The organism is Heyndrickxia vini, from assembly GCF_016772275.1.
Classification (GTDB): Bacteria; Bacillota; Bacilli; order Bacillales; family Bacillaceae_C; genus Heyndrickxia; species Heyndrickxia vini.
In genome coordinates this window covers 496,731-522,355 of the sequence record NZ_CP065425.1, presented here as the reverse complement: position 1 = coordinate 522,355, position 25,625 = coordinate 496,731, and the positions used below count along the sequence as shown (strand labels likewise).

Sequence of the window (25,625 nt, the reverse complement as noted above, 5' to 3'; positions counted from 1 at the left end):
ATATTGATATTTAACAAAATTTTATTGAAATACGATAAATAAATGATTATGATATGGGTATGATCAAAAAGTGAGGTGCTTTTATGAGGCAAGGAACAACGATTTTTTTAAAACTCGCAATTTTCATATTAGGGATTATTATACTCTCCCTATGTGTTTTCCTGTTACCGGAACTTGCAAACGTGGCAGCAAAGAAAAATCCAGAATATGCTTTTTTGAGATTTCCAATCCTTGTCGGTTTATATCTGACAGCAATCCCATTTTATCTTGCGCTGTATCAAGGACTAAAGCTTTTACATTTTATTGAAAAGAAAAATGCCTTTTCAGATATTGCTGTAACATCTTTAGGACATATAAAAATTTGTGCAATAACCATCTTTATCTTGTATGTAATTGGAATCATTGTACTTGTATCGCAAAATGCCTTACATCCTGGAATAGCCCTTTCTGGTGCAGTCATCATCTTTGCGACCCTTGTAATTTCATTCTTTGCTGCAGTTCTTCAAGAACTCTTAAGGAACGCACTTGACATTAAAGAGGAGAATGATTTGACGGTTTGAGGGTTAATAAATAAAATTTTAAGGGGGATACGTTAGTGTCATTGATTTTATTCATCGGACTTTTGGGCGTACTGCTTGTTCTATTCTTCAAAAATCCAATCATTAATATGATCGGAGAAAATAATAAAATAGTCCATAAGTTACAAGCGGCATATTGGTATCAAAATCATTGGTTATCTGGACTATTTTTATTTTTAGTGAATGCTGTTCTATTTTTTGCAACCATTGCTATACTTTTCGCGTTACTATATTTATTCATCCCAATTGTACATATACTTGTGATGTTCTTTGCTGTATTCGGTAGTATCCTTTTATGGATTATAATAAATAAAGCATGGCAAGGGACGAAAAGAAATCAACTGAAGATGGGCGCAATCGGAAGCAGCTTTTATCTTCTTTTAACCTTTGTGTTTCTTATCTGGTTTATCACATTAAAACCTTCTTATCCGGGAGAAGATACGTTTATGGAAGCGATTGGATTACTATTCGCTATCATCGTTACATCGGTGGCGTGTATTACTTGTTTTGTTTTTACGGGATGTTCCCGAAGGAAGGTATAACTACACCCTTAACCAATATGCCGTTTTGAAAACTTCTCCATCTCCCTTAGTCCTCAAGAAACCACAATCGTTCTTTGTCATCGACATCACCATTATAATTGATTAGTATCTCATCCCCTGCTTTTATATCTGTGAAAGCATAGAAATCAAATGTATGGTTGTCAAAATTAATTTCATAAATGGCATTAGGTTCATAAGAATGGTTAAACAGCATTCCATAGCCAAGAAGGATTGCAGAATGATTTATTCCATATTCAAAAGCATAATCTGCAAGTAATGTTTGCTCTATATATTGATGCTGATCATTGGGATAAGAAATAACAGGAGCTTCATGTAAAAGTACTCCTTTTTTGATATCACGTGTAGCAAATACTCCTCTATTAAATTCTCCATTACTTAGTGGAGATGTTTTTATCTCAATCATGTTGTTCGCCTACTCACTTTTAAAATTTTCTTTCTAACTATACCATTAATTTAACTAATGGGCTCTTTTTATTTTACGCGTTAAGTGAAGATGTTCATTTTCATAAAATAAAAAACTAAAACAATGGGCCCTTATATGGAATACGTGGCATATTAATAAAATCATATGTTGCAACATCCTCAACTCTTGGGAAATACGCACGTATACTTTCAACTAACATTAGATTTGGTATTGATTCCTTCTCTTTAATTAAAATAATCGGCTTTTGCATTGCATAGGCATACCCAATTTCAAAAGCAGTTCCACTATCCACACATGATCCTTCGTAATCATGAATTGCTACTACTACGTCTGATCTTCTAAGATGCTTTAAATCATTATGAAAAACAACCTTTCTCCATTGATCAGATCCAAATGGCAAATTTTTATATTGGTGAAATCTAGCTGAAAAAATATCCATAACATACGGATTATTACTTAACGCATTTTCTAATCTTTTTACCCTGTCAATTTGTTCCTCATTAAAAAAGGGGCTTGCAATAAATACTCGTACGACCCTCATATTTTTTGTTTCCATATTCCTTCCCTCCAATGTTTTTATATAAGGGATACGCATTAATTTTTATAAAAAGTACTCAACATAATGATTTTTATTTTAATCAAGTTTCACGATTTTCAATCTACATTTTCAAAATTATTCTTACTCTGTCTTTTGTATGCGAGAAGAACTTATATCTCCTAACAAGATATACTTGATAGGTATTTCTAAAATATTTATACTAATGCATTATAAAGGAGGAGTGTTACATGGAATTTAGAGTTTTGCGGTATTTTCTTACTGTTGCAAGAGAAGGAAGCATTACAGGTGCTGCTCATTTTTTGAATGTCACACACCCAACGTTGTCAAGACAATTAAAAGATCTTGAACAAGAGTTAGGAAAAAAGCTGTTTATTCGCAGCAGTCACAGTATCATTCTTACAGATGAAGGAATGCTCCTGCGAAGAAGAGCAGAAGAAATCATTGATTTGGTCGATAAATTAGAAGCGGAATTCAGTTCCATGGAAGAAACAATAAGTGGGGATGTTTACATAGGTGGTGGGGAAACAGACGCCATGAAACAGATTGCACGTGTGGGAAAGGATTTACAGTTACGTTATCCAAATATACGATATCACCTATACAGCGGGAACGAAGACGATGTGACCGAACGGTTAGACAAGGGATTGCTTGACTTTGGTATTTTAATTCAACCAGCTGATTTATCAAAATACAACTATATCAATATCCCGGCAACGGACGTTTGGGGCGTTGTTATGAGGAAAGACAGTCCTCTTTCTTCCAAAGACACCATTCAAGCAAAAGATTTATTAAATGTTCCACTAATCTGTTCACGACAGGCAATGAAGCAGACATTTTCTAAAAATGAATTTGCGGATTGGTTTGGGGAGGATTTTGATAAACTAAACGTCGTGACTACATACAATCTTGCATATAATGCCGCTATTATGGTAGAAGAAGGCATCGGTTATGCTGTAACCATCGATAAAATAGTGAATACATCCAGTGATAGTAACCTTTGTTTCAGACCGCTAGAGCCTAGGCTTGAATCAGGCTTAAATATTGTATGGAAAAAGCATCAAGTTTTTTCGGCTGCAGCCGATATATTTTTAAAAGCCATTCAAAGGAAATTTTCAAATTCTTTATCCGATGTCTAGGTGAAGCTTATTGCCATATTATTTAACACATATAAAAACAAGATGATCCAATGTTAACCTTTGTATCCGCTTATTTCCTTCAGCATATACGCAGCAAATTGCTGAAGGAAGATTGGATCCCACTCTTGTTTGGAGCCTTCTCCCAAATAATTAGTTAAGGCATGTGATACGAGAGGTTTGTACTGATCTTGCACCTTTTTCTTTCCCCATTCCCCGCCTTCCTTTTTAGAAGAAACAATCCCTTCCGATAGAAAATAAAGAACTCTGCACAGATTGAGGGTAAGGTAATCTGGTTGATGAACAATTTCAGATACTGCATCCTCCACATCATTAAAAATCGATTGAATATAATGTTTTCGGTTAATCGGATGAAATACTTCGCGAACCGGTTTTCCATACAGACATATTCCTCGTTCATAGGTTATAACCAAATGTGCTGCTAAGTCTGAATCAACCCCATTAGCACATAGATAATCCTTTTCCTGCAAATATCTTTTTCGATGCATCTGTGAATAATGCAGTTCAAATGGGGTGGGGAATTGAAAATCTGCTAGGTCTCTTTCCAATAAAATACTCATTTCTAGTTTATATGTTTCCAATGCTAAAATATCTTGAATAAGATTAATCTTTTGATATGTTCTTAATTTCTCTTTCACGATAACCAATACATCCACATCGCTTTTCTCCGGTTGAAAGCAGCCCATTGCTAAAGAACCGTGCAGGTAAACTCCGACTAAATTTGGACTTAATTGATGATTAAATAATGAACAAACCTTTTCCAGAAACTTTTCGACTGACATTTTCTGCTCCTTCTCCCTTAGTCGATCAGAGTTATTTTTAATGAATCGTATCAAATAACTCTACATCCACATTTTTCGGATCAATCCAATTATAGAATCTTTCTATATGCCATTTTTCTTTTTGTCTTCTGTAGTTGTTTTCTTTCATCCACAAATGTAGATCCTGGTAGGCATTCATAATCTCAACATTTGAGCCTCTATGTCTTAAAACAGCATATTTTTGAGATGGAATCGTTAATGTGACCATATCGTTAGGTATATCTTCGTACTTAGATACTTCAAAACATATCCAATAGCCATCTTCATCATCAGAACTGTTTTCAACAACAAATGCGCCTACTTGTTGCGATGGATTGATCACATGTTTAATTTCACTCATCCGTGTATTTAATCGCAATGAGGTTTTTGAGATTTCATTTGTGTACTGATCCCCAGAACATAAAACTCGAAATCCTACTAACAAAAGCTCGTCAAGGATTTTAACCGTCTTATTTTGCCAAGTTTGATTTGTCACTGTTACATTCCCCCTTCTAAATATGACTACATTAAGAAATTTCTATAAAGTTGGTGTCCATCCTTCTCTATTTTATAAAAAAAGTGATGACCGTAAAGCCACCACTTACATTTTTAGTTATTCCGAACAAGTTGTTTTATTTGTTCATGTATATTTCCACTTAAAAAACCACCATGATAGCAAATCACGTTTTCAATATCGAATGGAAGAAACTTTTCTAGTGATTGTAATGCGGTTTCCATATCCGGTGTGTTCCGAGGAACGGGTCCATGCAATGCACCATTACTTATTACCATCGCGTCACCAACAATAAGGGTTTTGCTTTCTTTTACATACAAGCTAATATGTCCTGGTGTATGGCCCGGTGTAAAAATCACTTCGATGCCACCGAAGTAAGGGAGTACCTGACCGTCTTCAAGTGTATGATCCACTTTTGCTTTTGGCGGATTCATGTATAATGCTTGCATCGGTTGAGGTAGTGTATCCCAAACTTCTTTACTAATTTTATTCGGATCTGCTTTCATCATGTGTTTCGTGCCTTCAATATAAGGTTTATCTAGTTCATGTGCATATACTTCAATTCTTTCGTCTTGTGCCTGAAGAATTTCTGGAAGGCTGCCAATATGATCGATATCCTGATGTGTTAAAATAACTGCCTGTAAATTCTCAAAAGGAACGCCAATTTTATTCATTGCTGATTTGATTGCTTCAAGTTGACCAGGCATTCCTGTATCCACCAATATCGCTTTTTCATCATCCCATAGTAGGGTTGGATTTAGCAAAAAGCCTTCGATATCTAGTTCCACCATTTCAACATGTTTAGAAATTTTCACTTTGCCATTCCTCCTTCAGATTGTAGTGCTTAATAAGAATAGCGTAATTAGTTTGAAATAAAAAGAAAGCAAATGAAAAAAATTTTTTCAAGTTTAGAACATCGATTTTTTTTAGTTGTTCGAGATAAAGTCTCGGAATGGCTTTCTATCTGACTAATACATACCATAATAATTTTAATTCCTGAAGAATCACGGTCACTCCATGAAGTTGGACTGCGGTCTATTGCAGCGAATCCAATCATGATCGTATCAATAAAATCATTTTTGCAATGCGTCTGTCCAAAGAGTCAAATATTGCCTCTACAAAACTGCAGCGCCCAATTTTCTTGTGTACTATCTTTCCATATATTTAATAGGTCCCCCACTGCAACATTGAATTCAGGAAAAGCAGTTCCTTTCGCAGTTATAAGATTGGTTTCAACCTCAATGTTTTCACCTGTATAATTAGCACCTTGGAACACATCCTTAAATACTTCATATGTATTTGGGTTGCATGTAAACCTTTTTCCTTTAAGTAAACCTGACTTTCCAAGTAATGTAGCGGAGGCGCAGATAGCCGCAATAGGAATTTCCTTCGAATAAGCACTTTGCAAAAATGTGTGGAGAACGGATTCATTAATAATTGTGTGGACCCCATCCCCACCGGAAATTAGAACTAGATCGTACTCACCAACATTAACTTCGGATAATCCTCGCTGAGGCATTGTGAGTAGCCCAGCTATACTTTCAACAGGTTTCCCATCAATCGTTACCGTTGTTACGTTTGCCTTTCCCACTTTTTTTAAGAAAAAAAGCGTGTGGGCAATTTCAAAATCAGCGTACTGCGGATAGGCAAGGAATAGAATGTTTTTCATCTTTTGTTTCCTTTCTATAAAAAAAATGGTTTCTTAATTATGGTAAAATTTTAAATATAAAACAAACAAAAACTCTATTTGATAGGTGTGAAAAATATGATTGATATGTTCTATTATAATTGGCAGGTTCGAGATGAGTGGTTTACGTGGTGTGAAGAGCTATCTATAGATGATCTTATTAAAAATCGCGTTGGTGGTATGGGCAGTATTTTGAAAACATTATTCCATGTCATTGATTGCGAACAATTATGGGTTAACCAAATGAAGGGCAGACAAGTTGTTCATTACGATTTTGCAAACATGGCAAATCTGGATTCAGTAAAAGAATTTTCTCAGTTTACTAGGCCAATTACTCAAAAGTTTATTCATTCATGGTCAAAAGAACAGGACGAAAGGATTCTTGAGATTACTAGAAAAGATGGTGTGGTTCTTACTTTTGCATACGGAAAAATCATTAGGCATTTAATCTCACATGAGATTCACCATATTGGACAATTATCAATTTGGTCGAGAGAACTAGGATTGAAACCTGTTAACTCCGATTTAATCATCAGGGACTACTTCTAATAACATAGAGAGGAACTTGCACCCTCTTTTGGTTATTCACTCTACTTTATTTCTTAAGAACCGACTCGGTCCGCTCATTTTTATCATCTTCGCTAACATACTCAAATAAACCTAATCGATTTCCCCAGGGATCGGAAAAGGTTCCCCATCTAACAGGGACGTCTTCTCTTGAACAAAGCTCAAATTGCTCAACCTTTAACTCCCTTACAACTCTTTCCCGCGTTTCTTCTATATCCACAACCCCTAACCGGATTGGACCGCTTCCATTTGAAGGTGTACCTTCAGCCACTTGCAGCCAGCACCCAGGGATCAGTTCCCATTCCGCAAAACCTTCATGAGGAATGAAATCCGGCTTTCTATTCAAAAGGGTTTCATACCATTTTTGTCCTTCCTTCATATCAGGTACACGAATTTGAACCGTCATTTCATAAAACAACATGAATCATCCCTTTATTATTCTAATAGGAAACTATAAATAAACTGCTCTCCCATTGTTCCAGACCTTCTTCGTCCTGTATCCCGATAACCAACTTTTTCATACACCTTTTGTGCTGGAATATTTAGTTTGTTGACAGATAGAACAATCTCATTGCATTCGGGGAATTCTTTTCGCGCAAATGCAGTTAACTGCTCTAATCCCCTCCCTGCATAGCCTTTGCCTTGATGGGAATGATTGACCGAAAATGCAGTTAACAGCACAGCATGTGGATTATCGGTATATTCTTTCACTCGAGAGCTAGTATGTAGCACAAAAAATCCAACTACTATACCATTACTAATTATCACTACTGGTTGTTTTTCATGTGTAACTTCCAATGCGTCTGCTGGTAATGCTGTAAAACGGGCTTGGTCCTCCGGCAAATGATAGTCTTTCATCAAATCAAAATATTCCGACTTATAAAATTGCAATTCTACTTCATAGCCTGTTTTCATATAAAAATCCTCCGTATTATTTATAAAAACATTTTACCACAGCGAATGTTTGTTCGTAAATAGTTGAATGAATAATCTTATATTTTTTCGATAAGATCTAGAAGTTCTTCCGGAACTAGTCTGAATTTCCCTCTCTGAAAATCCTCAATCGACTTCCACATTATTTCAAACTCCACCCCGTTATCCTCGATCCCGGTAAACTTCGATATACTATAGAATGATTGATCAACGAATGCCACATCATAAACTTGAACAATTTCATGTCCGAGTTCACCATTAAATGTAAAAATGTTTTCTACCGTTCCTAAGTAGCGAATTCGATTAATTTCCGCACTAATTTCTTCTTTTACTTCCCTTACTAACGCATCCACACTTCTTTCCCCGTATTCAATTCCCCCTCCAATTGGACGATAATAAATTCCCCCAGACTTAGGATCCATTCCTTTGGCAACAAGGATAGAGCCCTTATTATGAAAAATGCAGATCACCAATGGGCGAATAATTCCTTTCCTCATACAATATCCCTCCTACTTTTCCTGAATTTTTTTACAGACATACACCATTTCATAACTGTCATTCGTTATCGGTTCCTCATTCCAATTTTTATAAAGATGTTTAATTTCAAATCCATGCCCTTCCAGCAATCGTTCCATTTCTTTCGGAAAGACATATCGCAAGCTGATGTTTGTTTTCTTTTCATCCACAATTTCCTCAGCATCATTTAGAAATTTTCGTATCGTCGTGTAATGTTGTACTTGATTAAGAGAATCATAGTGACAAATTGTGTACACATCTACTTTATGCTGGCTATCTTCGTCAATATACGTTTTCCAATACTCCTCATTACTTGGTTGCAATAATTCTTCTGTGCTTGGAAACCTTGTGCCGAATATAAAGATTCCATTCATATTCAAGTGTTGATTTACCGAATTTAATAACGCATCTTGAGCTTCATTTGTCAGGAAGTGTTGAAATGAATTTCCAACAGTAAAAATGAGATTACTCTTTACATTTAAGCTAAGTGTTGTGCAATCTTGTTCGACCCATTCAATTGGTAGATCATGCTCGGCCGTTTTCCTTTTCGCTTCCGCTAGCATTCCGTTATGTACATCGACACCGATAAGTTTGTGCCCGTTCTTTGCTAAAGGAATCGTCGCTCTTCCTGTACCACAAGCTACATCGATAATCGTTCCTTCCGTTTTTTTCGCCCATTTCAATAGAAATGGAATATCCGATGTGTATGGGTCATTTTCTTTATCGTATAAAATTGGATCATCGTATTCTTGTAGGTTTTCCATATATTTTCTCCTTTTACTTTTTTAAATAGTATACATGATTTAATAAATTGGCTGCATGTAGGAATTGGTCCAACCTTATACATTTTTTAAATAAAAACCGTATGTATCATCACTGATTGGAAACTAATAAAAAAGAACCGTTCCAACAAGATTAACTTTTATCTCTTTCATTTCGCATTATTTAATTTGTAATTTTACAGAAAAAAATAGCAGGAGTTGTGTATTTATGGGAAAAGAGAAATCTTTAAATGAAAAATTATCCGCCGCAGAAATGGGAAAATTATGGGCCACATATATGGGTAATTCCATGTCTATACAGGTCTTAACTTACTACCTTCTACATACGGATGATAGTGATATAAAAAAGGTGTTGACTGATGCATTACATCTAAGTGAGTCAATGGTTAAAGAAATTGAAAAAATATTTCTTCAAGAAGAATTTCCAATACCAATAGGGTTTGGTAAAGAAGATGTGAATTTAAGTGCTCCACGGCTATTTTCTGATGAATTCTATCTTTACTACTTGAAATATACCGGAAAAGCAGGGCTCAGCCTTTACTCTATTGCTGTTCCAATCGTCATTAGACAGGATGTTAGAGAATTCTTTTCGTACTGTCTTAACTCTACTAAAAACCTTTTAATTGAAGTAAATAATGTGCTTAATATGAAAGGGTTGCTAATAAAAGCTCCAACCATCCCTGCTCCGAAAAAAGTTAAATTTATAAAGGAGCACAATTATTTAAACGGATTTTTGGGAGATGTAAGAAATCTTCATTGTTTAGAGATTGCACATCTGTTTGATAACATTGAAAATGATGTTACAAGTAAAGCGCTTCTTATTGGATTTAGTCAAATAGCTAAAAGCGAGAAAGTAAAAGACTTTTTTATAAAAGGTCGGAACATAACAAATAGACATATAGAAAATTGCTCGAAAAAATTACATAAAGATCATTTACCTTCCCCTTCTTTGTTGGATCATCTAGTAAGCACAACGACATATTCACCATTTTCGGATAAATTGATGGTATTCCATAAAATAGATATGTTTTCTATGAAGGTACGATCTTATGCAAATTCAATTTCCGTGAACGGCAGAAAGGATCTAGCAACGATGTACTCTCGTTTTTTAATTGACGTTAGTCTTTTTGTAGAGGATGGAATGAATATCATGATAGACAATAATTGGATGGAACGTCCCCCGGAAACAGTCGACAGAGATCACTTAGCTTCAGACAAATTTATATAAAAATAACCTTATTTAATGAATACTTCACCAAATATTCATACTATTTTAATTTTAACCCGTTAATTTTGGGGTATAATATTATACGAAAGGAAGTGTAAGTTATGAGAAAAAATATTACATTAAAAGATCTAGTAAATAAAAATAGATTAGACATTATTAAAGATCGGAAGGCAATAGAAAAAATAGAAATAAAAATTGATAAAAAATATAGCATTGAAAAACAAATGTAGTGATAATAAGGACTCCAAACGGGGTCCTTATTGATGATATTAAATAAAACTATTAAAAAAAGTAAGGAAGATAATATAGAAAGCTTACTGCAATCCCAATGATTGAGAAAGAATAGATTCCTATCAAAAGGGGATTAAGAGCCAGCTTAAAAACTCTTATTTCACCCACACTATAATCTCCGCCGTATTGCTTATTAATAACCTTTTGCTGATTCACCGAATAGGTTCGAAAATAGGAGTATAACCAGGCAATTCCGGATAAAACGAAGCTAAATACAAATAACGTATCTATAAAAAAGGACCTAAATTGAAAAGAAAATATGATCACTAGCGCCAATTGGAGTAAGCACGCTCCTAAGATGATAATCATTTTCCCTTTCTTCGTTTGAATGAATGTATTATACCTTTTCTCAAATTTCTTAGCGATAAATCCCCACAAAAAGGCAACCCCAATCACGACCAATACAAAAATTATGGTGACGAGCACTCTTATATAAAAATTCAAGAAATCACCTCACCCCATTTACAAAAGGTTCTACTATTCCAGCAGAAGTGTTCACTAATTATGATCCATTTGTTCATGAAGAGCTCCTTTTAAAAGTATTCTTAATCCATTATTCGACAAGAAGAAAAGAAACCCTTCCTTTTATTTCGTTCAAAAATCGAAGGAACATATTGAATCCACATAATCAGCAATTCCCCACTCATGGCGACATCCAAGGCGTACTAAGGTCCTGAAATAACCCCTCCTTGTTTACGTATCATCAATAGTTGATAAAGTATGTAAATCCCAATATAACCTCCAGTCATTAAAAATGATGGGTTTAAAAACACAGCATGGATAGTCGTCATGAATACGGTTTTATTTTCAATAATACCAAGGATAGAAAGGGAAGAAATATTTCCGAATATGAGAAAAGAAAGAAACGCAATCCAATTAAAAATTTTACGAAGTATATTCCAATAGTGTTGCAGAATATACATCGTAATTGGAAGAACGATACTAGCAAGTACAAGCAAAATGCTCAGAAAATCATCTCCTTACTGAATTAATTCTCGTAATAATTTTACATGACCCCTATCTTTATTAAGAAGTTCTTGAATTAACCGAAGACTTTCCGGATCGAGATCTCCTCTAACGATTTCTTCTGCCATCTGTATTCCTTTATTTTCACCATTTATCGCATCTTCTAGCATTTCAGATGGATCATTCGGAATGGTTAAATGATTGATATAACCTTGTAAAGAACCTACGATGCCCTCACTATCAGCTGGTTTTCCCCCAAGATTTTGAATTCTTTCTGCAACTTTGGAAGCATCCTTTTTAAGCTCTTGCTGAATCTTTTGAAGTTCTTGTTTGATTTGTTCATCCGATATTTTTTGAATATAGTTTTCATAAGCATGTATCCCCATATATTGACCTTTTAAAAAATCATTCAATGTGTTGATTACGTGATTATTTACCATATGTACCCTCCTAACATTTATAAGAAAAACGCCAAAAACTAGGCGTTTCATAATCAATTCTATTTATCCTTAGTAGCAAACCCTTTTGCATTTGGATCCCTATCATTACCTCCATAATCAGGTAAATGTCCAGCATGACTCTGATTATATAAACTACCTGATTCCTTTTGGGTATTGGTTGATTTCGGTTTGTTATTCTTCATCACTTTGCATCACCTCCCGCTCATCATATATATTGTTCATTTATAAAAAAAATATCCCGCGTCCTTTTATGCAAAGTGGATGATGTAATTGCACATTGATAACTTTCTTTTTTAACGCCCATTTTTTTCGATTGCTTTATTTTTGGGAGATAAACTTTCTTCTTTTCTACCATTTTTTAAACGTTACTTTGGTTTTGGGCGTTAAGCCAGCTCTTTATCTACCACTTTTCAAGTAGTACTTATTTTTGGGCGTTAAGCATCTTCTTTTTCTACCATTTTTCGAAATCACTCTATTTTCAGGCGATATTCCAATCATCCACCTTTTACATGTAAAAAATTCTTAATAAAATTTAGCTCAGTAAGGAATAATGAAACAGAATTTAATAAGAAAAAGGTGAAATTGGTGGATAATAATCAATCATTTCAAGCTGGTGAGATCATCTATGTCATAATTCGCAATCCTCATGCACAGGATGTCGCAAATATCCAACAGGCAGCAGTTGTCCATAATCCTGAAGAACCCGGCCAATTAGCATTATTTTTACACGAAACATATTACCCTTTATCAGATGAATTTGCAGTATTTCAATCAGAAGCCGAGGCGGAACAAGCATACAGAGAGGCATTCGGCATTTCTGAGGAAGGTGATTTCTTTGGTTAAACCATTTATTCCTCAACTCGTTTATGTCGAGCCACAAGCACTTGACTACGCACTTGGAAGAGAACTTGTGAACAAATTTGAAGCAATGGGAATCGAAATCCGCCAAACCACTTCCCATAATCAGATTCGTAATTTACCTGGTGAAAATCATTTTCAAAAATATCGAATCGCCAAGTCGACTCTGGTTGTTGGGCTAAGAAAAACGCTAAAATTTGACACATCAAAGCCTTCAGCTGAGTACGCTATTCCTCTAGCAACAGGGTGTATGGGTCATTGCCATTATTGCTATTTACAAACAACAATGGGGAGTAAGCCATATATTCGAACATATGTGAACGTCGATGAAATTTTTGACGCCGCGGAAGAATATATGAAAGAAAGAGCACCTGAGACAACACGTTTCGAAGCCTCCTGTACTTCGGATATAGTTGGAATCGATCATTTAACCCATTCATTAAAAAAAGCCATTGAATTTTTCGGTAAATCGGAATATGGAAAACTCCGATTTGTGACGAAATTTGCCCATGTCGATCACCTACTTGACGCGAAACATAATGGGAAAACACGATTTCGCTTTAGTGTGAACGATGACTATATTATTAAATATTTTGAACCAGGAACGTCCAGGCTTGATGACCGAATTGAAGCGGCAGTGAAAGTGGCAGAAGCAGAGTATCCGTTAGGCTTTATCGTAGCACCGATCTATTTACATGAAGGTTGGAAGACTGGATATAAAGAAATGTTTGAAAAACTTGAAGCATCACTCCCTACTTTCGCAAAAAAGGATTTAACTTTCGAAATGATCCAGCATCGCTTTACAAAACCAGCCAAACGGGTCATTCAAGAAAATTATCCAATGACTAAACTTGAGTTAGATGAATCAAAACGAAAGTATAAATGGGGGAAATATGGGATTGGGAAATATGTATATACAAATGAAGAACAAGAAGAAATAAAAGACACAGTAGGCGGATATATTCATCAGTACTTTCCAGAGGCGAAAATTGAGTATTTTACGTAAAAAAGTAGAGCGGCCGCCAAAAGCGGCCAAACAACATTATGAATTCACCACTCCACCTCAGAGGAGGACACCCGTTTAACACCTCGAATCGAAGAAATCTCCTCGACTAATTTCAGCATCGCCAAATCTTTCTGCTTGGCCTCAATCATCATCAAAATCGCGGTTTAGCTCCTTCGCCATTTTTAGAAAAGGCAAAACAAAATCAAGAGAAACGAAATTGGCATGAGATCGAAATTCATTTTCTGATTTAGGAGAAGATAGATGAACCTTCGGATGAATATTCCGCTTCTCCCAAGTAGAAAAAATTCTCGGCAAAAAATAAGAAAGTTCCTCTTCACCACTATTCGCTTTGAAATGATGATAATCAAGAATCATTGGGACGCCTTCTTTTTCACATATTTTAAGCGTTTCTTCAACCGTATAAGTCTTATCATCATTTTCAAGGGTCATCAAATTTTTGATATAGGAGGGCAATAACTTAAGATTCTCACGGAATCGTTGCAATGCCTTTTTTTTATCCCCATATGCACCACCAATATGAATATTAATCAATCCATTGTCGAGTCCATTCATCGCGCGAAGCATTGAATAATGATATTCCATGTCCTTCACTGCATTTCGTGTTATTTCCTGTTTTTGGCTTGTAAAAAGGGTAAATTGATTAGGATGAAAACTTGGTCGCATGTGAAAATGATTCACGAGATACCCGATCTCTTCCCATTCCGCTTTAAAAGGGGTGAGATAATCCCACATCACCTCCGGGTGTGTAGCTAATGGGATGAGCGAGCTAGAAAATCGATAAAGTTTAATCTCATGAGCGATATTATAATGCAGAATTCGTCTCGCATGTTCCAAATTTTGCGCGGTTACGGACAAAAGTTTGTTCATCCTTTCATTCTCTGATAAAGCTTTAAAACGCGTAAACGTTAATGACTTGGATGGACTGGCATCCCACAATCCCAACGCGTTTGCTACATAACCGAAGCGAATTTTCATGATGATTTACCTCACTATATTTATATCTTTATAGACAACCATGCGTTGGAATTTCGATTGTTATGGAGATATGCTTCTAATTGAAATTTAATTTACCAAAAAAAAATAGATGAAAAGCCTGTTTTTTAGAAACTTCTTTTCAAACAGGCATCGTTTTTTCTTATTATTGCTAATACTTTATTCTTGAAGTTCATACTGACTATTATCAGTTTTAAATTTAGCATTAAGTTTTTCATAAAATGTTTGGAATATATAATTTAAAAAGGCATTTGAAATGATGATCAAAAAGAACACTGATGATTTTATTTTCAGTTTAAAAAAGCCCACTTTTTTAAACAATGAAATGATAGGAAATGCGTAAATTAAATCTGCGATAATATTGATGAAAGAATATAAGAGAAATCTCCCTTTTGATAAATGAAAAACCCACAAATTCGCAAAAAAATAAGGGCCTAAAACTAAAACGAATGTATTGCATATCATCACACCCGGACTGCCTTTTGCTTTCCATAGTTTGTGAATGGTTAAATAAAACATTTCGGCAAGCAGTACACTAGATGAAAATAAAGTAACAGGTAAATATTTAGTGAACGATTTTTTCGGAAGAATAAAAGCTGCTACGATTGAACTTAAAAGCAAAAAAACTCTAATGGAATTTTTTATCATATCATTGATCCTTTCGTTTTTTTTAATTTGTTCAAAAGAAGGATTTTTATACTGTTTCGTAGCAATGGGATGGAAAAATTGGAGGAACTGTACTCAAGTTTTTCAAATACATTCTTTCTTGTTGTTATCTACTTGAAATAAGTTATAAAAGTTAGTTATACACGAGGGGATTGGGAATTTTCACAAAAGGAAAATACAGATCGAACTCGCTTCCTGCTCTTCATCTTCCCGTAACAAACAGAGCCTGTTTTGAAACACTTTTTGTCCAAAACAGGCTCCTCTTTTTAAACTTAATAAAATTCCATATGACTCTTTTCTTCTCGGTAATATGCCAGTCGATCTTGCAGTGTCCCTGTATGAAACTCAAATTTATGGCCATCTGGGTCAGTAAAATAAATAGAGCGTTTATCCTTTTCGTCACGCTCTCGACCAGGAAGAATATTCACATGGAACGAACGTAACTTTTCCACCATTGCGTCGAAATCTTCGTCAGCAACGGTGAAGGCAATATGTGTATAAGATTGATTAATTTCCTCACGAGGAATATCCTTTTCTACATTTAATGCAAACCACATCCCATTTATATCAAAATAAGCAAGGCTTCGTCCCTTAACAAGCAACTTTGCATCAAACACATTTCGATAAAATTCCATTGATTCTTCTAAATCCGATACCGAAAATAAGAAATGATTCACACCTTTAATCGCCATCAACCCTTTTCCACATCTTTGCACAACCCATATACGTTCGTATCATACGATTGTCCATTTTGATGAATATAATTTTTCAACACGCCTTCATGTTGAAAGCCCATTTTTAATAAAAGTTCATTGGAAGCTGTGTTTTCCAGAAAAACAACGGCACCAATTCTCATGAGTCCTAGCTCTTCAAGTCCATATGTAACAATCTCAGCAATTGCCTCTTTAGCATATCCTTTGCGCCAAAAGTCCGGATGGAGTTCATAGCCAATTTCCGCACGCTTATGTGTTGGTGACCATGCATTCAAACCAATCGTCCCGATTAATCCTTTTGTTCCCTTTCTCTCCATACCCCAGCGAAGCCCTCGTTTTTCCTTATAATTTTTTGCAAAAAGCTGGATCAACTGCTCGGCTTGGTCAACCTTTACAAATGATTCTTGACCATAATACCTCGTGACTTGTTCATTAGAAAAACAAGAAAATATGTCACCTGCATCAACATTAATTATTTCCCTTAATAGTAATCTCTCTGTTTCTAAAACTGGAAACATATAACTCTCCCCCTTTTAATATGTCCGAACCGGCGAAATAAGTTGCAAGAACGATGGATTGCCGACCGGTTGGATGAGTATCGGACTCATTGATCCACCAAAGTGAATCATTACCTCTTCCTCATTAATTATTTTTAAAGCATCCATTAAAAAACTTCCATCAAGGGAGATACTTAGCTCTTTCTCACCTTCAATTGATCGCATCAATTGGGTTTCCTCAATCTTTCCTATTTCCGAGGCCAACGACGAAATCTTTAACTTATCCCCCTCTACTATCGTTAAGTTCACATTATTATTTCTCCATTCGCTTGCAAACAAACAAGCACGATCAATTCCTTTTAAAAATTGATTGGTGTTCAATCTAATCCTTGTTTTTGACTCCTTCGGTATGAGTCCGGTCGTATTCGGATACACTCCATCAATCAGCCTCGAATATAAGGTAATATCCTTTGACTGAAAGACAATATAATTATTAGAAATGAATAGTTTTATTTCATCTGAATCAGCAAATAACTTAGCAAGCTCCTGTAAGCTTGATCTCGGAACAATAATTGAGGCCTTCACACCCATCTTCATGCAAATTTCTCTTTTTGATAAACGATGTGAATTTGTCGCAACAACAACAAGCTTATCGTCTGAAAACGTCATATGAACCCCTGTCAAAACAGGCTTCATTTCATTTGATGAGGCTGCAAACATCGTTTGCTTAAACAGTTCAACTAATTCATTACTTCCTATGTTTACAAAAATGTTGTGCTGAATATCTGGAAGTCGTGGATAATCATCCGCATTCAATCCACTGATATGTGTAATAATTTCATCGGATTGAATTGTTATCAACTGTTTTTCATTTGTTTTTATATGTATATTAGAAGGTAATTTCTTAACGATTTCACTCAAGTAGGTAGCCGGAATAACAATACTTCCTGTTTCGACAATTTCCACAACGTTTACTCCATCAATCATTAGCGGGATTCTTTTTTCAATTATGATATCCGAATTGCTTCCTATTAAAATAACACTTTCCTTATTAACGACTATCTTAATACCCATTAAAATGGACAAAGGCGTTTTCGAAGAAATTCCTTTCCGCACCTCTGAAATCGCCTTATTAAAACAGTCATTATGTATAATAAACTCCATCTCAACACCCCTTTAGACCATCAATTAAAATATTTCCCTATTTCTCTATTATCTTTTAAAATAAGCAATTTCTCCTCATACGGTCTTAAAAGCTCCATGATTTCAGGTTTGCTTTTCTTTTCGAAATAAGCGTTCCAACCGAACATCTTTTTAAATATGTCAAACGTCGGTTGATAATTCGCTTTCTCACGACCCAATTTTTGTCGTATATATCGTTTAATGATTCTATACGTCCTTATTGAATAATCCGTATCCAGAAAGATAATTAAGTCTGCTCTTTCCCAGCTCGGACAAACCCATGTATGATGAACACCTTCGATAATCCAAGTGTCAGACCTTACGATATCGCTAAGATAACGATCTCTTTCCTTCTCCTCTCTTCTCACATCACCGGATTTCTTTCTAATCCATACAATATTATCCAATTCGTAGAATGGTATATTTAATTTCTCGGATAAAGATTGGGCTAATGTTGTTTTGCCACTACCAACTGAACCTATAATATGAATTTTGTTAGGTATTACTGTCGACACTTCCCCACCACTTTACAATAGTATATATATCTTTTCGACCTTCCTCTTCAAAATCCTCTTTACGGTAAATTCGATAAACCACTGGTAACTACTTCCTCTCACTTAATATAAAAAGAAGAAAACCACCCATATGGACATATAAGTGATTTTCTTCATCCTCATTAATGTTGTGTTTGCACAATTTCTCGACCTATTTCTTCAATTAATCAATAACGTTCTATTGAATACTAGCTTTTATCGTCTTATCGATAAGAGATGTTAATGCTTCTATCCCTTTAGGCTCTAAATGCACTCCATCATGAGTGAAATATTCCGGATGATTAATCGCTTCAGCATGCCAATCAACCAATGTAATATGATCATTCTCTTGTGCTTTGTTTGCTAATGCAGTGTTCACTTTGCTTTCCCATTGACGTGGTACACGAGTGTTCACTAAAAAAACTTGAGCTTTCGAAAAAGAATGAAGTAATGAATCTAATTGATCATTAGTGAAAAAACCATTTGTACCTAATTCAATGATGATCGCATTTTCTGGCTGATTAAAATTCGCATAGGTGGGTACAAGTTGAATAGCTTGTGACATCTGTCTTCCTACTTTGCCATCAATGGTGATGGCAGGAAACTTTTTGTGCAGGTTTATTGCGATATCTAACATCACTGAGTCTCCAATAGCCAATACTTTCTTATAAGACTTGGTAGTAGCTAATGTTTTTTCTTCCTTCTTGTCATTTAGAGATGTTACTTTGTTTTTATCAGCTTTTTGTACTTTTATCTTTTCTTCTTTTTTCTCAACTTTATCCTCTACTTTTTGTGTTACTTCTAGCTCATCATTACGGTTGTCATTTATATCGTCTTTTCCTTCTTCCTTGTTATTTTTCTTTAATGTGTGTTGATCCTTCCGAGAACTCCCTTTGTTTTCCTCAGAAATGATTTCGGAATGACTGCTTTCGTCTGCCTTCGTTTCATTATTTAATTTAATTTCAGTTGGAGTATCCAGCTCTTTCTTTTCATTATTACTCTCTGCCATTCCAGTGATACCGGCTGTAAATACAAGAAGCAGGAACACCGAGAGCACCGTTGATATCTTTTTTACATTAGGTGCGCTTTTCCACTTAAAAATATTAAAAGAGAGGTACTGCTGGAGAAAAGGTCGCAATCCTCGTTTTCGAATCGGCACTTCTATATAGCAATAAGAAAGCTCAGCAATGATAAGGGTAATGACAATTTGTAAACCGACATGCCAATATACCGGATTTCCAATTTCTTGAACTGGTGTACCCAAAACGATAACAGGGTAATGCCAAAGATAGATTCCATACGATCTTGTGCCAATCCAATGAAGTGGTTTCCAAGAGAACAGCTTCCCTAAAAATGAGCTTGGATGGCAAATACATGCGATTAGAATAGCTGTATTCAAACAAATGAGCAGCATTCCTCCCCGATAAAGGAATGATTGATATTCATCTAAAAATACGACGGAAAGAACAAGAATACCTAATGTTATGAAACTCGTCATATTTAATATGTTTTGAAATTTAATTGGAAGATTTTTAGTAGAAAGTCTTTTCATTGGCCAAAGAAAGGCAAGCAAGCATCCGATAAATAATTCAAAAGAGCGTGTATCTGTACCGTAATATACACGACTAGGATCATCACCCGGCTGATATAATAATCCCATTAAAATAGCCGAAGATATGACGCCAACAAACACAAGAATTGAGAAGCTGCTCCGCTTTTTAAACACATGAAATCCCGCGATTAAAACGATTGGCCATAAGATATAAAATTGTTCTTCAATCGCTAATGACCATAAATTCTTTAAAGGTGATGGTGACCCGAAACTATCAAAATAGGAAAGTTTGTGAAAAATAAACCACCAATTACTAGTATAAAAGATAGAAGATATGGCATCTCCGCGTACAGTGTTTAGCAACTCACGATTAAACAGCACAACCCACACAAAAGTGGTAATAATCATAGTAAATGCCGCCGGCAATAATCGTCGGATACGTTTAACCCAAAAATCACGCAAGTTAAGATCTAGTTGATTCCCTTGGGCAGGTAAAGCAATAGATGTAATTAAATAACCGGATAAAACAAAAAAAATATCAACTCCAAGAAAACCTCCACTCGCCCAGCTAAAGTTAAAATGGTAGGCCATAACGGATAATACGGCGAAAGCTCGAAGCCCATCTAACCCAGGAATATATCGGTGTTTCTGTGTCACTTTAAAGTCCTCCTCATTTTGTCGTATTTCTTCATGATGTCTGTCAAACTAAATTCACAATTTCCTAAGCTGCTGTTCTTCCAACCATCTTTCTTCTATAAATATCCCTGCGGAATAGGATGAAATGATTTAGTAATGTTTATTTTTTCGTTCCGCTAATAGACGCAACCACCCAATCATTTAGTTTCAAAAAAAAAGTATTTTTTTATAGAAAGATTTATAGTACAAATAAAAGGAAAACTCCATGGAGTTTTCCCCGAATTCACTATTTAGTATATATACCTATTACCGACGAGGATTTTTGAAATACGTTTTGTAGGAATGGTAAATTCCACCGCCCCCATATAGCCAGGTGCTACATCATATTCATCGAAAGAAATGACAAGTTGATGATGGTTATTTATATAAAACTCCTGATCCGGCTTAATTTGCTTAAAGGGCTCCATATCCTCACTTGTTATCCAGTAGATTTTATTCGAATCAGCTTCCATCTGTTGTTTCATTTGTTCTATAATGTTTTCGCTAATTACCTTTATATATTGATCATTCTTAAATAAACCTTTGAGAGTTAATAAGACTTCGTTTGGTTTATCAATTGTCACGAATTGCTTTTGAATATATCCTGATGCTTGTATCTTTTCAATATCACGACGAACGGATAGTATAATAGGGGTTTCCGTTACGACCTTATAATCGCTATAAATAGAAAGATGTCCTTTTTCCCCTTTTTTCGTAGGTACTGACCTTGTAAACTCCTCATATAATTTCTTGCTTTCATTCACGTACTTTTTGTTTATGTTTTTTTCTAATCGTTTATTTTTCAAACCCGAGATCGCTGGAGTTTTGACATCAATGCTAGTAGTATTTCTTTCTTCTTTAAACCGATTAAAAGTGATAACTTCTATAATCTTTTTAACAACCGGAATTTTAGACATTGCTTCTGCTGCATGTGGACTTAGATTAACGGTTGCTGTAAATAATATAGCAGCGGCAGCGATACTAATCGGCCATAAATATATGCGTTTCTTGTTTCTTTTTTGTCGCAGCGTTTTCGATATTACTTCATCTAACTCTTTAGGAATCGGTATATCCTCATATTCCTTTTTTAACGTTTCTAATCTCTTGTCCATCACTCTAAGTCCCCTTCGGAAATTGACATACGTAAGAGCTTTAATCCCCTATATAAACGTGTTTTTACAGTATTAATATTTTCATCAACAATATCAGCAATTTCTTCAATTTTCAGGTCTTCGAAAAAACGCAGAATGATGACCGTTTTATATTGAACAGGCAATTCATCTAAGGCATTATGAAGATCAATATCTTTATATACCTCTTCTTTTCCATGGTTCATATAGTCCATCATTTGATTATCTACAAAAACTAATTTCTTTTTCTTTCTTAAAAAATCAATTGATGTACGAACGACAATTTTATAAAACCAACTTTTTATGGAATGAACATCTTTAATTGATTCGATATGAATAAGTGCTTTATGTATGGAATCTTGCACGATATCTAATGCATCTTCTTGATTCTTCACATAACTAAACGCTAGACGATAAAAGTCCTCTTTGCGCTCAGTGATGCATGTTACTAATAATGCATGTGCATCTTTTTTCCTCATTTCATGATAAAACTCCTTTTAATTAAATACGTTTTTCATAAAATAGACGTTACTCTACAGTAAATAGTTTGTGTTACTAAATCAATTTTTAGTAATCCTTTTCCTTACTCGATTGGACTTCATTTTGAATATTTCTATCCCCTTCTCAAATTAATTTTAGACACCTTCTAAATGGCCTCATTTTCACATATATGGAGTTTTAACAAAACAACACACTCTACCATTAAAATGATTTTTACACCTGAAAATAGGATATATAGACGCCTTAAAATCGCTGTTTAAATTCATATTAATCTCCTTTTATTAGATTAATAATATGATATAATATAAGTAAGTATAGAGCTCTGTATTTTTCGCGATTTTATCAAATGTAAAAGGATCATTCTGTGTCTTTTTACTTACATTATATTGAAATAAAGTAATTATTTGTTTAACAGTAAAGGAAGATGATATGAAAAATATAAATAACCGATTTGCAAATGAAAGTATTCCAAAACTACTGCTGTCACTTGCAGTTCCGGCGATTGCTGCTCAAATCATAAATGCACTTTATAACATCGTTGATCGTATGTTTATCGGGAGAATGCCTGAAATAGGAACACTTGCTTTAACGGGTCTTGGGATTTCCTTTCCGATTACAATGGCAATCTCGGCCTTTGCCATGCTTATTGGGTTTGGAGGTGCTCCACTCGCTTCCATTAAATTAGGGGAAGGAAAAAAGGAAAAAGCGGAAGAACTTATGGGGAACTGTCTCTTCATGTTACTAATACTATCAGTCGTATTAACCGCTATATTATTACCATTTAAATCCCAGCTGCTCGTTTTATTCGGGGCAAGTCCACAAACGCTTCCTTATGCTGATTCCTATTTAGGCATTTACCTACTTGGAACAATTAGTGTCCTTATTTCACTAGGATTGAACCAATTTATTGCTGCACAAGGGTTTGCTAAAACGGCAATGATCTCAGTGTGTGTAGGTGCCGCTTGCAACACCATTCTTGATCCGATTTTTATTTTCACTTTGGATATGGGTGTAAAAGGCGCAGCGTTCGCGACGATTATTTCACAAACACTTTCTGCTGTTTGGGTAGTATATTTTCTTACCTCAAACCAAAGTTATTTACGTCTGCGGCGGAAATATATGACCATCAATCTTAAAGTAGTTGGCGGTATTCTTGCGCTAGGACTTTCACCATTTATCATGCAATCGACAGAAAGCTTGATCCAAATTGTATTCAATACTTCTCTTGCTAAATATGGCGGAGACTTGTACGTTGGGGCAATTGGAATTATGTGCAGCCTAATGCAATTATTTTCCCTTCCATTATCAAGCTTTGCTCAAGGTGCACAACCGATTATTGGGTATAATTACGGCTCTCGTGATTTTCAACGGGTTAAAGCTACAATTAAATACTGTATTATAATCTGCGCCACCCTCGGATTGCTGATGTGGAGTGTAGCCATTTTTCTTCCGCAGCTTCCCATTAGACTATTCACCGAGGATTCCGAGCTTACTGCCTTAACAGGAAGACTCATGCGAGTATTCTTTCTAGGGACCTGCATTTACGGAATACAACTAGCATTGCAACAAGTATTTGTCGCTCTCGGACAGGCAAAAGTTTCAATCTTCATCGCTGTTTTACGTAAAATTATTTTGCTCATTCCGTTAGTCTTTTTACTGCCTACTTTTATTAGTCCTAAAGCTAATGCTGTTATTATCGCGGAGCCCATTGCGGATTTTTGCGCTGCGACTACTTGTTGTATCTTGTTTACTATTAGGGTAAAACAGCTTCTCAGACGGAAAGAAACAAGATGATTTTTTGAATTCTTATCGTTATTAATTCACTTTAGGGATTTTCGTAAACTTTGTTGCTTTAGAATTTATTTACTAGTTTACGAAAATCTACTAGAAATAAAATGAATTATTTATAACAAGGCATATTAATAGAAGCTATCAATACTATTCTTTAAGAAAAGCGCAAGCGCCTTGCTCATCGACGTAAAAGACTTACGGGACTTTGACTGAGATAAAGGAAACGCGGGTGATGCAAGGCAAATCGATGTTGACTTATCGTAGGGAAAAGTCCTGAAGTTTTCTAGTCGATAGGCGCTGGAGCTAGACATAGCAGATATTTATTAGGAACATTAATCCTATAAAATTTCTTTCTTACCTTTCAAAAAAAAACGGCGAATTCAAAAATGAATTCGTCGTTTTCTTTTGGTTTTACGAGATAGTATTTTTAAATATTCCTAGTTAAATTGAAAATTGAACGGTTAATTAAGGTTCATGTTCACTAAAATTTTACATTGAGCACGATCTTCTGTTAACTTTTCGAAGCCTTTTTCTACGATATCATCTAATGCAATTTGACTTGTAATGACGGCGTTGCCATCGATGACACCACTTGCAAGCAGGCGAATGACTTCCGGGAATAAACGAACATATGCATAAGAACCACTGATTTTCGCTTCCGTTCTTACAATCATATTTGGATCAAAATTGACTGGTTTTTCCCATACACTGACGATCTTAAATTCACCGCCTGGGCGCACGGAGCTTACGCCACTTGTAAATGTAGCTTGTACACCTGCTGCGTCAAAAGCTACATTTACACCACCATTTGTTTGTTCACGGATAAAGGCAATTGCATCTGTATCAATTGGATTGATCACATGTGTAGCACCAAGTTCCAATGCTTTTTGACGGCGTTCATCAGATACTTCCACGATAAACGTCTCACTTGCTCCCGCTGCTTTAACAGCTTGTAACAACAATAATCCAATTGGGCCCGCGCCAAAAATTGCTGCAGTATCTCCAAGCTTTAATTGACTTTGACGAACAGCATGAACCGCAACAGCAGTTGGCTCAACTAATGCGCCAAGCTCTAAACTCATGTTTTCAGGTAAATGAAAAATATTCTCTTCCTTCACTACCGCAAATTGGGCAAATCCACCTGAAACCGTATATCCATATCCTTGACGCTCTGTACATAAATTCACAAAACCTCTTTGGCAATTATCACATTTCCCACAAGGAATAAGTGGCTCAACAGCTACCCGATCTCCTACCTTTGCATTGGTTACTCCTTCACCTACCTCCACTACGACTCCCGAAAATTCATGACCTAAAACAGGTTGAGTACGCATTGGATAAGTTCCAGCTAAATACTCGTGCATATCACTTCCACAAATGCCCGCAAATTCAACTTTTACTTTCACCATACCTTTTTCAAGTGCAGGTAATTCCGCTTCCTCCACTCGAATATCCTTTGCTCCATATATTTTTGCTGCTTTCAT

The 25,625-nt window shown here is 35.4% G+C and carries 32 protein-coding genes and 1 pseudogene; 9 read left to right on the top strand and 24 right to left on the bottom strand.

All coding sequences use genetic code 11. The features are described 5' to 3' along the window. The first annotated feature begins 83 nt into the window (after nt 1-83). Complete coding sequence (locus tag I5776_RS02785; protein WP_202778867.1) at nt 84-560, top strand: DUF2975 domain-containing protein; 477 nt, start codon at nt 84-86, stop codon at nt 558-560. 35 nt (nt 561-595) lie between these two features. Next, entirely contained in the window at nt 596-1,120 is a 525-nt protein-coding gene (locus I5776_RS02780; protein ID WP_202778866.1) for a hypothetical protein, read from the top strand. Nucleotides 1,121-1,166: 46 nt separating this feature from the next. On the opposite strand, the gene I5776_RS02775 is transcribed toward I5776_RS02780, so the two are convergent. Then, nucleotides 1,167-1,544, bottom strand: a complete 378-nt coding sequence (locus I5776_RS02775; RefSeq protein WP_202778865.1) for an SET domain-containing protein — start codon at nt 1,542-1,544, stop codon at nt 1,167-1,169. Between the two features lie 115 nt (nt 1,545-1,659). Then, nucleotides 1,660-2,121: a nucleoside 2-deoxyribosyltransferase gene (locus I5776_RS02770; protein WP_202778864.1), complete on the bottom strand. Its 462-nt coding sequence runs from the start codon at nt 2,119-2,121 to the stop codon at nt 1,660-1,662. A gap of 230 nt (nt 2,122-2,351) precedes the next feature. Here I5776_RS02770 and I5776_RS02765 point away from each other — a divergent pair, with 230 nt between their 5' ends. Continuing rightward, complete coding sequence (locus I5776_RS02765) at nt 2,352-3,260, top strand: LysR family transcriptional regulator (RefSeq protein ID WP_202778863.1); 909 nt, start codon at nt 2,352-2,354, stop codon at nt 3,258-3,260. A gap of 53 nt (nt 3,261-3,313) precedes the next feature. On the opposite strand, the gene I5776_RS02760 is transcribed toward I5776_RS02765, so the two are convergent. From I5776_RS02760 to I5776_RS02745, 4 genes are all read right to left on the bottom strand, one after another. Continuing rightward, the gene (locus I5776_RS02760; RefSeq protein WP_202778862.1) at nt 3,314-4,060 is read right to left on the bottom strand and encodes an aminoglycoside adenylyltransferase domain-containing protein; all 747 of its coding nucleotides are present in this window, start codon (nt 4,058-4,060) and stop codon (nt 3,314-3,316) included. Between the two features lie 37 nt (nt 4,061-4,097). After that, nucleotides 4,098-4,574 carry a GyrI-like domain-containing protein gene (locus I5776_RS02755; protein WP_202778861.1) on the bottom strand — a complete coding sequence of 159 codons (477 nt, stop codon included), beginning with the start codon at nt 4,572-4,574 and terminating at the stop codon, nt 4,098-4,100. Nucleotides 4,575-4,687: 113 nt separating this feature from the next. Next, nucleotides 4,688-5,407 carry an MBL fold metallo-hydrolase gene (locus tag I5776_RS02750; RefSeq protein WP_202778860.1) on the bottom strand — a complete coding sequence of 240 codons (720 nt, stop codon included), beginning with the start codon at nt 5,405-5,407 and terminating at the stop codon, nt 4,688-4,690. A gap of 287 nt (nt 5,408-5,694) precedes the next feature. Next, nucleotides 5,695-6,261 carry a DJ-1/PfpI family protein gene (locus I5776_RS02745; RefSeq protein WP_202778859.1) on the bottom strand — a complete coding sequence of 189 codons (567 nt, stop codon included), beginning with the start codon at nt 6,259-6,261 and terminating at the stop codon, nt 5,695-5,697. 96 nt (nt 6,262-6,357) lie between these two features. On the opposite strand from I5776_RS02745, the gene I5776_RS02740 reads away from it, so the two are divergent. Next, nucleotides 6,358-6,828: a DinB family protein gene (locus tag I5776_RS02740; RefSeq protein WP_202778858.1), complete on the top strand. Its 471-nt coding sequence runs from the start codon at nt 6,358-6,360 to the stop codon at nt 6,826-6,828. A 46-nt stretch (nt 6,829-6,874) separates the two neighbouring features. Here the strand turns inward: I5776_RS02740 and I5776_RS02735 are convergent, their stop codons facing one another. The 4 genes from I5776_RS02735 to I5776_RS02720 form a co-directional block, all read right to left on the bottom strand. Then, nucleotides 6,875-7,264 carry a VOC family protein gene (locus tag I5776_RS02735; protein WP_202780643.1) on the bottom strand — a complete coding sequence of 130 codons (390 nt, stop codon included), beginning with the start codon at nt 7,262-7,264 and terminating at the stop codon, nt 6,875-6,877. Nucleotides 7,265-7,281: 17 nt separating this feature from the next. After that, nucleotides 7,282-7,761: a GNAT family N-acetyltransferase gene (locus I5776_RS02730; RefSeq protein ID WP_202778857.1), complete on the bottom strand. Its 480-nt coding sequence runs from the start codon at nt 7,759-7,761 to the stop codon at nt 7,282-7,284. A gap of 77 nt (nt 7,762-7,838) precedes the next feature. Then, nucleotides 7,839-8,276: an NUDIX hydrolase gene (locus tag I5776_RS02725; RefSeq protein ID WP_202778856.1), complete on the bottom strand. Its 438-nt coding sequence runs from the start codon at nt 8,274-8,276 to the stop codon at nt 7,839-7,841. 12 nt (nt 8,277-8,288) lie between these two features. Further along, complete coding sequence (locus I5776_RS02720) at nt 8,289-9,059, bottom strand: class I SAM-dependent methyltransferase (RefSeq protein ID WP_202778855.1); 771 nt, start codon at nt 9,057-9,059, stop codon at nt 8,289-8,291. A 226-nt stretch (nt 9,060-9,285) separates the two neighbouring features. Here I5776_RS02720 and I5776_RS02715 point away from each other — a divergent pair, with 226 nt between their 5' ends. Further along, a complete protein-coding gene (locus tag I5776_RS02715; RefSeq protein ID WP_202778854.1) occupies nt 9,286-10,305 on the top strand; it encodes a DUF3231 family protein in 1,020 nt (339 codons plus the stop codon). A 101-nt stretch (nt 10,306-10,406) separates the two neighbouring features. Further along, complete coding sequence (locus I5776_RS02710; RefSeq protein WP_202778853.1) at nt 10,407-10,535, top strand: FbpB family small basic protein; 129 nt, start codon at nt 10,407-10,409, stop codon at nt 10,533-10,535. A 52-nt stretch (nt 10,536-10,587) separates the two neighbouring features. Here I5776_RS02710 and I5776_RS02705 read toward each other — a convergent pair whose 3' ends face one another. The 4 genes from I5776_RS02705 to I5776_RS02690 all read right to left on the bottom strand — a co-directional run bounded on the left by I5776_RS02705 (nt 10,588) and on the right by I5776_RS02690 (nt 12,208). After that, the gene (locus tag I5776_RS02705) at nt 10,588-11,022 is read right to left on the bottom strand and encodes a hypothetical protein (RefSeq protein ID WP_202778852.1); all 435 of its coding nucleotides are present in this window, start codon (nt 11,020-11,022) and stop codon (nt 10,588-10,590) included. 239 nt (nt 11,023-11,261) lie between these two features. Continuing rightward, nucleotides 11,262-11,555 carry a transposase gene (locus I5776_RS02700; RefSeq protein ID WP_246483889.1) on the bottom strand — a complete coding sequence of 98 codons (294 nt, stop codon included), beginning with the start codon at nt 11,553-11,555 and terminating at the stop codon, nt 11,262-11,264. A 21-nt stretch (nt 11,556-11,576) separates the two neighbouring features. Next, on the bottom strand, nt 11,577-12,002 hold the full coding sequence (locus tag I5776_RS02695; protein ID WP_202778851.1) for a DUF2383 domain-containing protein: 426 nt from the start codon (nt 12,000-12,002) through the stop codon (nt 11,577-11,579). Nucleotides 12,003-12,061: 59 nt separating this feature from the next. Further along, a complete protein-coding gene (locus I5776_RS02690) occupies nt 12,062-12,208 on the bottom strand; it encodes a hypothetical protein (RefSeq protein WP_202778850.1) in 147 nt (48 codons plus the stop codon). A gap of 400 nt (nt 12,209-12,608) precedes the next feature. Here I5776_RS02690 and I5776_RS02685 point away from each other — a divergent pair, with 400 nt between their 5' ends. Beyond that, the gene (locus I5776_RS02685; RefSeq protein ID WP_246483888.1) at nt 12,609-12,866 is read left to right on the top strand and encodes a transcriptional regulator SplA domain-containing protein; all 258 of its coding nucleotides are present in this window, start codon (nt 12,609-12,611) and stop codon (nt 12,864-12,866) included. After that, entirely contained in the window at nt 12,859-13,887 is a 1,029-nt protein-coding gene (gene splB / locus I5776_RS02680; RefSeq protein ID WP_202778848.1) for a spore photoproduct lyase, read from the top strand. The genes I5776_RS02685 and splB overlap by 8 nt, the downstream gene beginning before the upstream one ends. 44 nt (nt 13,888-13,931) lie before the next feature. Here splB and uvsE read toward each other — a convergent pair. The 9 genes and pseudogenes from uvsE to sigV all read right to left on the bottom strand — a co-directional run bounded on the left by uvsE (nt 13,932) and on the right by sigV (nt 22,328). Further along, nucleotides 13,932-14,883 (bottom strand): annotated as a pseudogene (gene uvsE, locus I5776_RS02675) (UV DNA damage repair endonuclease UvsE). Between the two features lie 177 nt (nt 14,884-15,060). Next, nucleotides 15,061-15,549, bottom strand: coding sequence for a hypothetical protein (locus I5776_RS02670; protein WP_202778847.1), 489 nt, complete (start codon nt 15,547-15,549; stop codon nt 15,061-15,063). A 290-nt stretch (nt 15,550-15,839) separates the two neighbouring features. Next, the gene (fosM, locus tag I5776_RS02665) at nt 15,840-16,259 is read right to left on the bottom strand and encodes a FosM family fosfomycin resistance protein (RefSeq protein WP_202778846.1); all 420 of its coding nucleotides are present in this window, start codon (nt 16,257-16,259) and stop codon (nt 15,840-15,842) included. Continuing rightward, nucleotides 16,259-16,798: a GNAT family N-acetyltransferase gene (locus tag I5776_RS02660; RefSeq protein ID WP_202778845.1), complete on the bottom strand. Its 540-nt coding sequence runs from the start codon at nt 16,796-16,798 to the stop codon at nt 16,259-16,261. Before I5776_RS02660 ends, fosM begins: the two co-directional genes overlap by 1 nt. A 15-nt stretch (nt 16,799-16,813) precedes the next feature. Next, complete coding sequence (dnaN, locus tag I5776_RS02655) at nt 16,814-17,941, bottom strand: DNA polymerase III subunit beta (protein ID WP_202778844.1); 1,128 nt, start codon at nt 17,939-17,941, stop codon at nt 16,814-16,816. 20 nt (nt 17,942-17,961) lie between these two features. After that, nucleotides 17,962-18,474 carry an AAA family ATPase gene (locus I5776_RS02650; protein ID WP_202778843.1) on the bottom strand — a complete coding sequence of 171 codons (513 nt, stop codon included), beginning with the start codon at nt 18,472-18,474 and terminating at the stop codon, nt 17,962-17,964. 217 nt (nt 18,475-18,691) lie between these two features. Next, the gene (locus I5776_RS02645) at nt 18,692-20,701 is read right to left on the bottom strand and encodes an acyltransferase family protein (protein WP_246483887.1); all 2,010 of its coding nucleotides are present in this window, start codon (nt 20,699-20,701) and stop codon (nt 18,692-18,694) included. A gap of 269 nt (nt 20,702-20,970) precedes the next feature. Beyond that, nucleotides 20,971-21,831 carry an anti-sigma-V factor RsiV gene (gene rsiV / locus I5776_RS02640; protein WP_202778842.1) on the bottom strand — a complete coding sequence of 287 codons (861 nt, stop codon included), beginning with the start codon at nt 21,829-21,831 and terminating at the stop codon, nt 20,971-20,973. Continuing rightward, the gene (sigV, locus tag I5776_RS02635; RefSeq protein WP_202778841.1) at nt 21,831-22,328 is read right to left on the bottom strand and encodes an RNA polymerase sigma factor SigV; all 498 of its coding nucleotides are present in this window, start codon (nt 22,326-22,328) and stop codon (nt 21,831-21,833) included. Before sigV ends, rsiV begins: the two co-directional genes overlap by 1 nt. A gap of 451 nt (nt 22,329-22,779) precedes the next feature. On the opposite strand from sigV, the gene I5776_RS02630 reads away from it, so the two are divergent. After that, entirely contained in the window at nt 22,780-24,144 is a 1,365-nt protein-coding gene (locus tag I5776_RS02630; protein ID WP_202778840.1) for an MATE family efflux transporter, read from the top strand. Between the two features lie 458 nt (nt 24,145-24,602). Here the strand turns inward: I5776_RS02630 and I5776_RS02625 are convergent, their stop codons facing one another. Then, entirely contained in the window at nt 24,603-25,625 is a 1,023-nt protein-coding gene (locus I5776_RS02625) for a 2,3-butanediol dehydrogenase (protein ID WP_202778839.1), read from the bottom strand.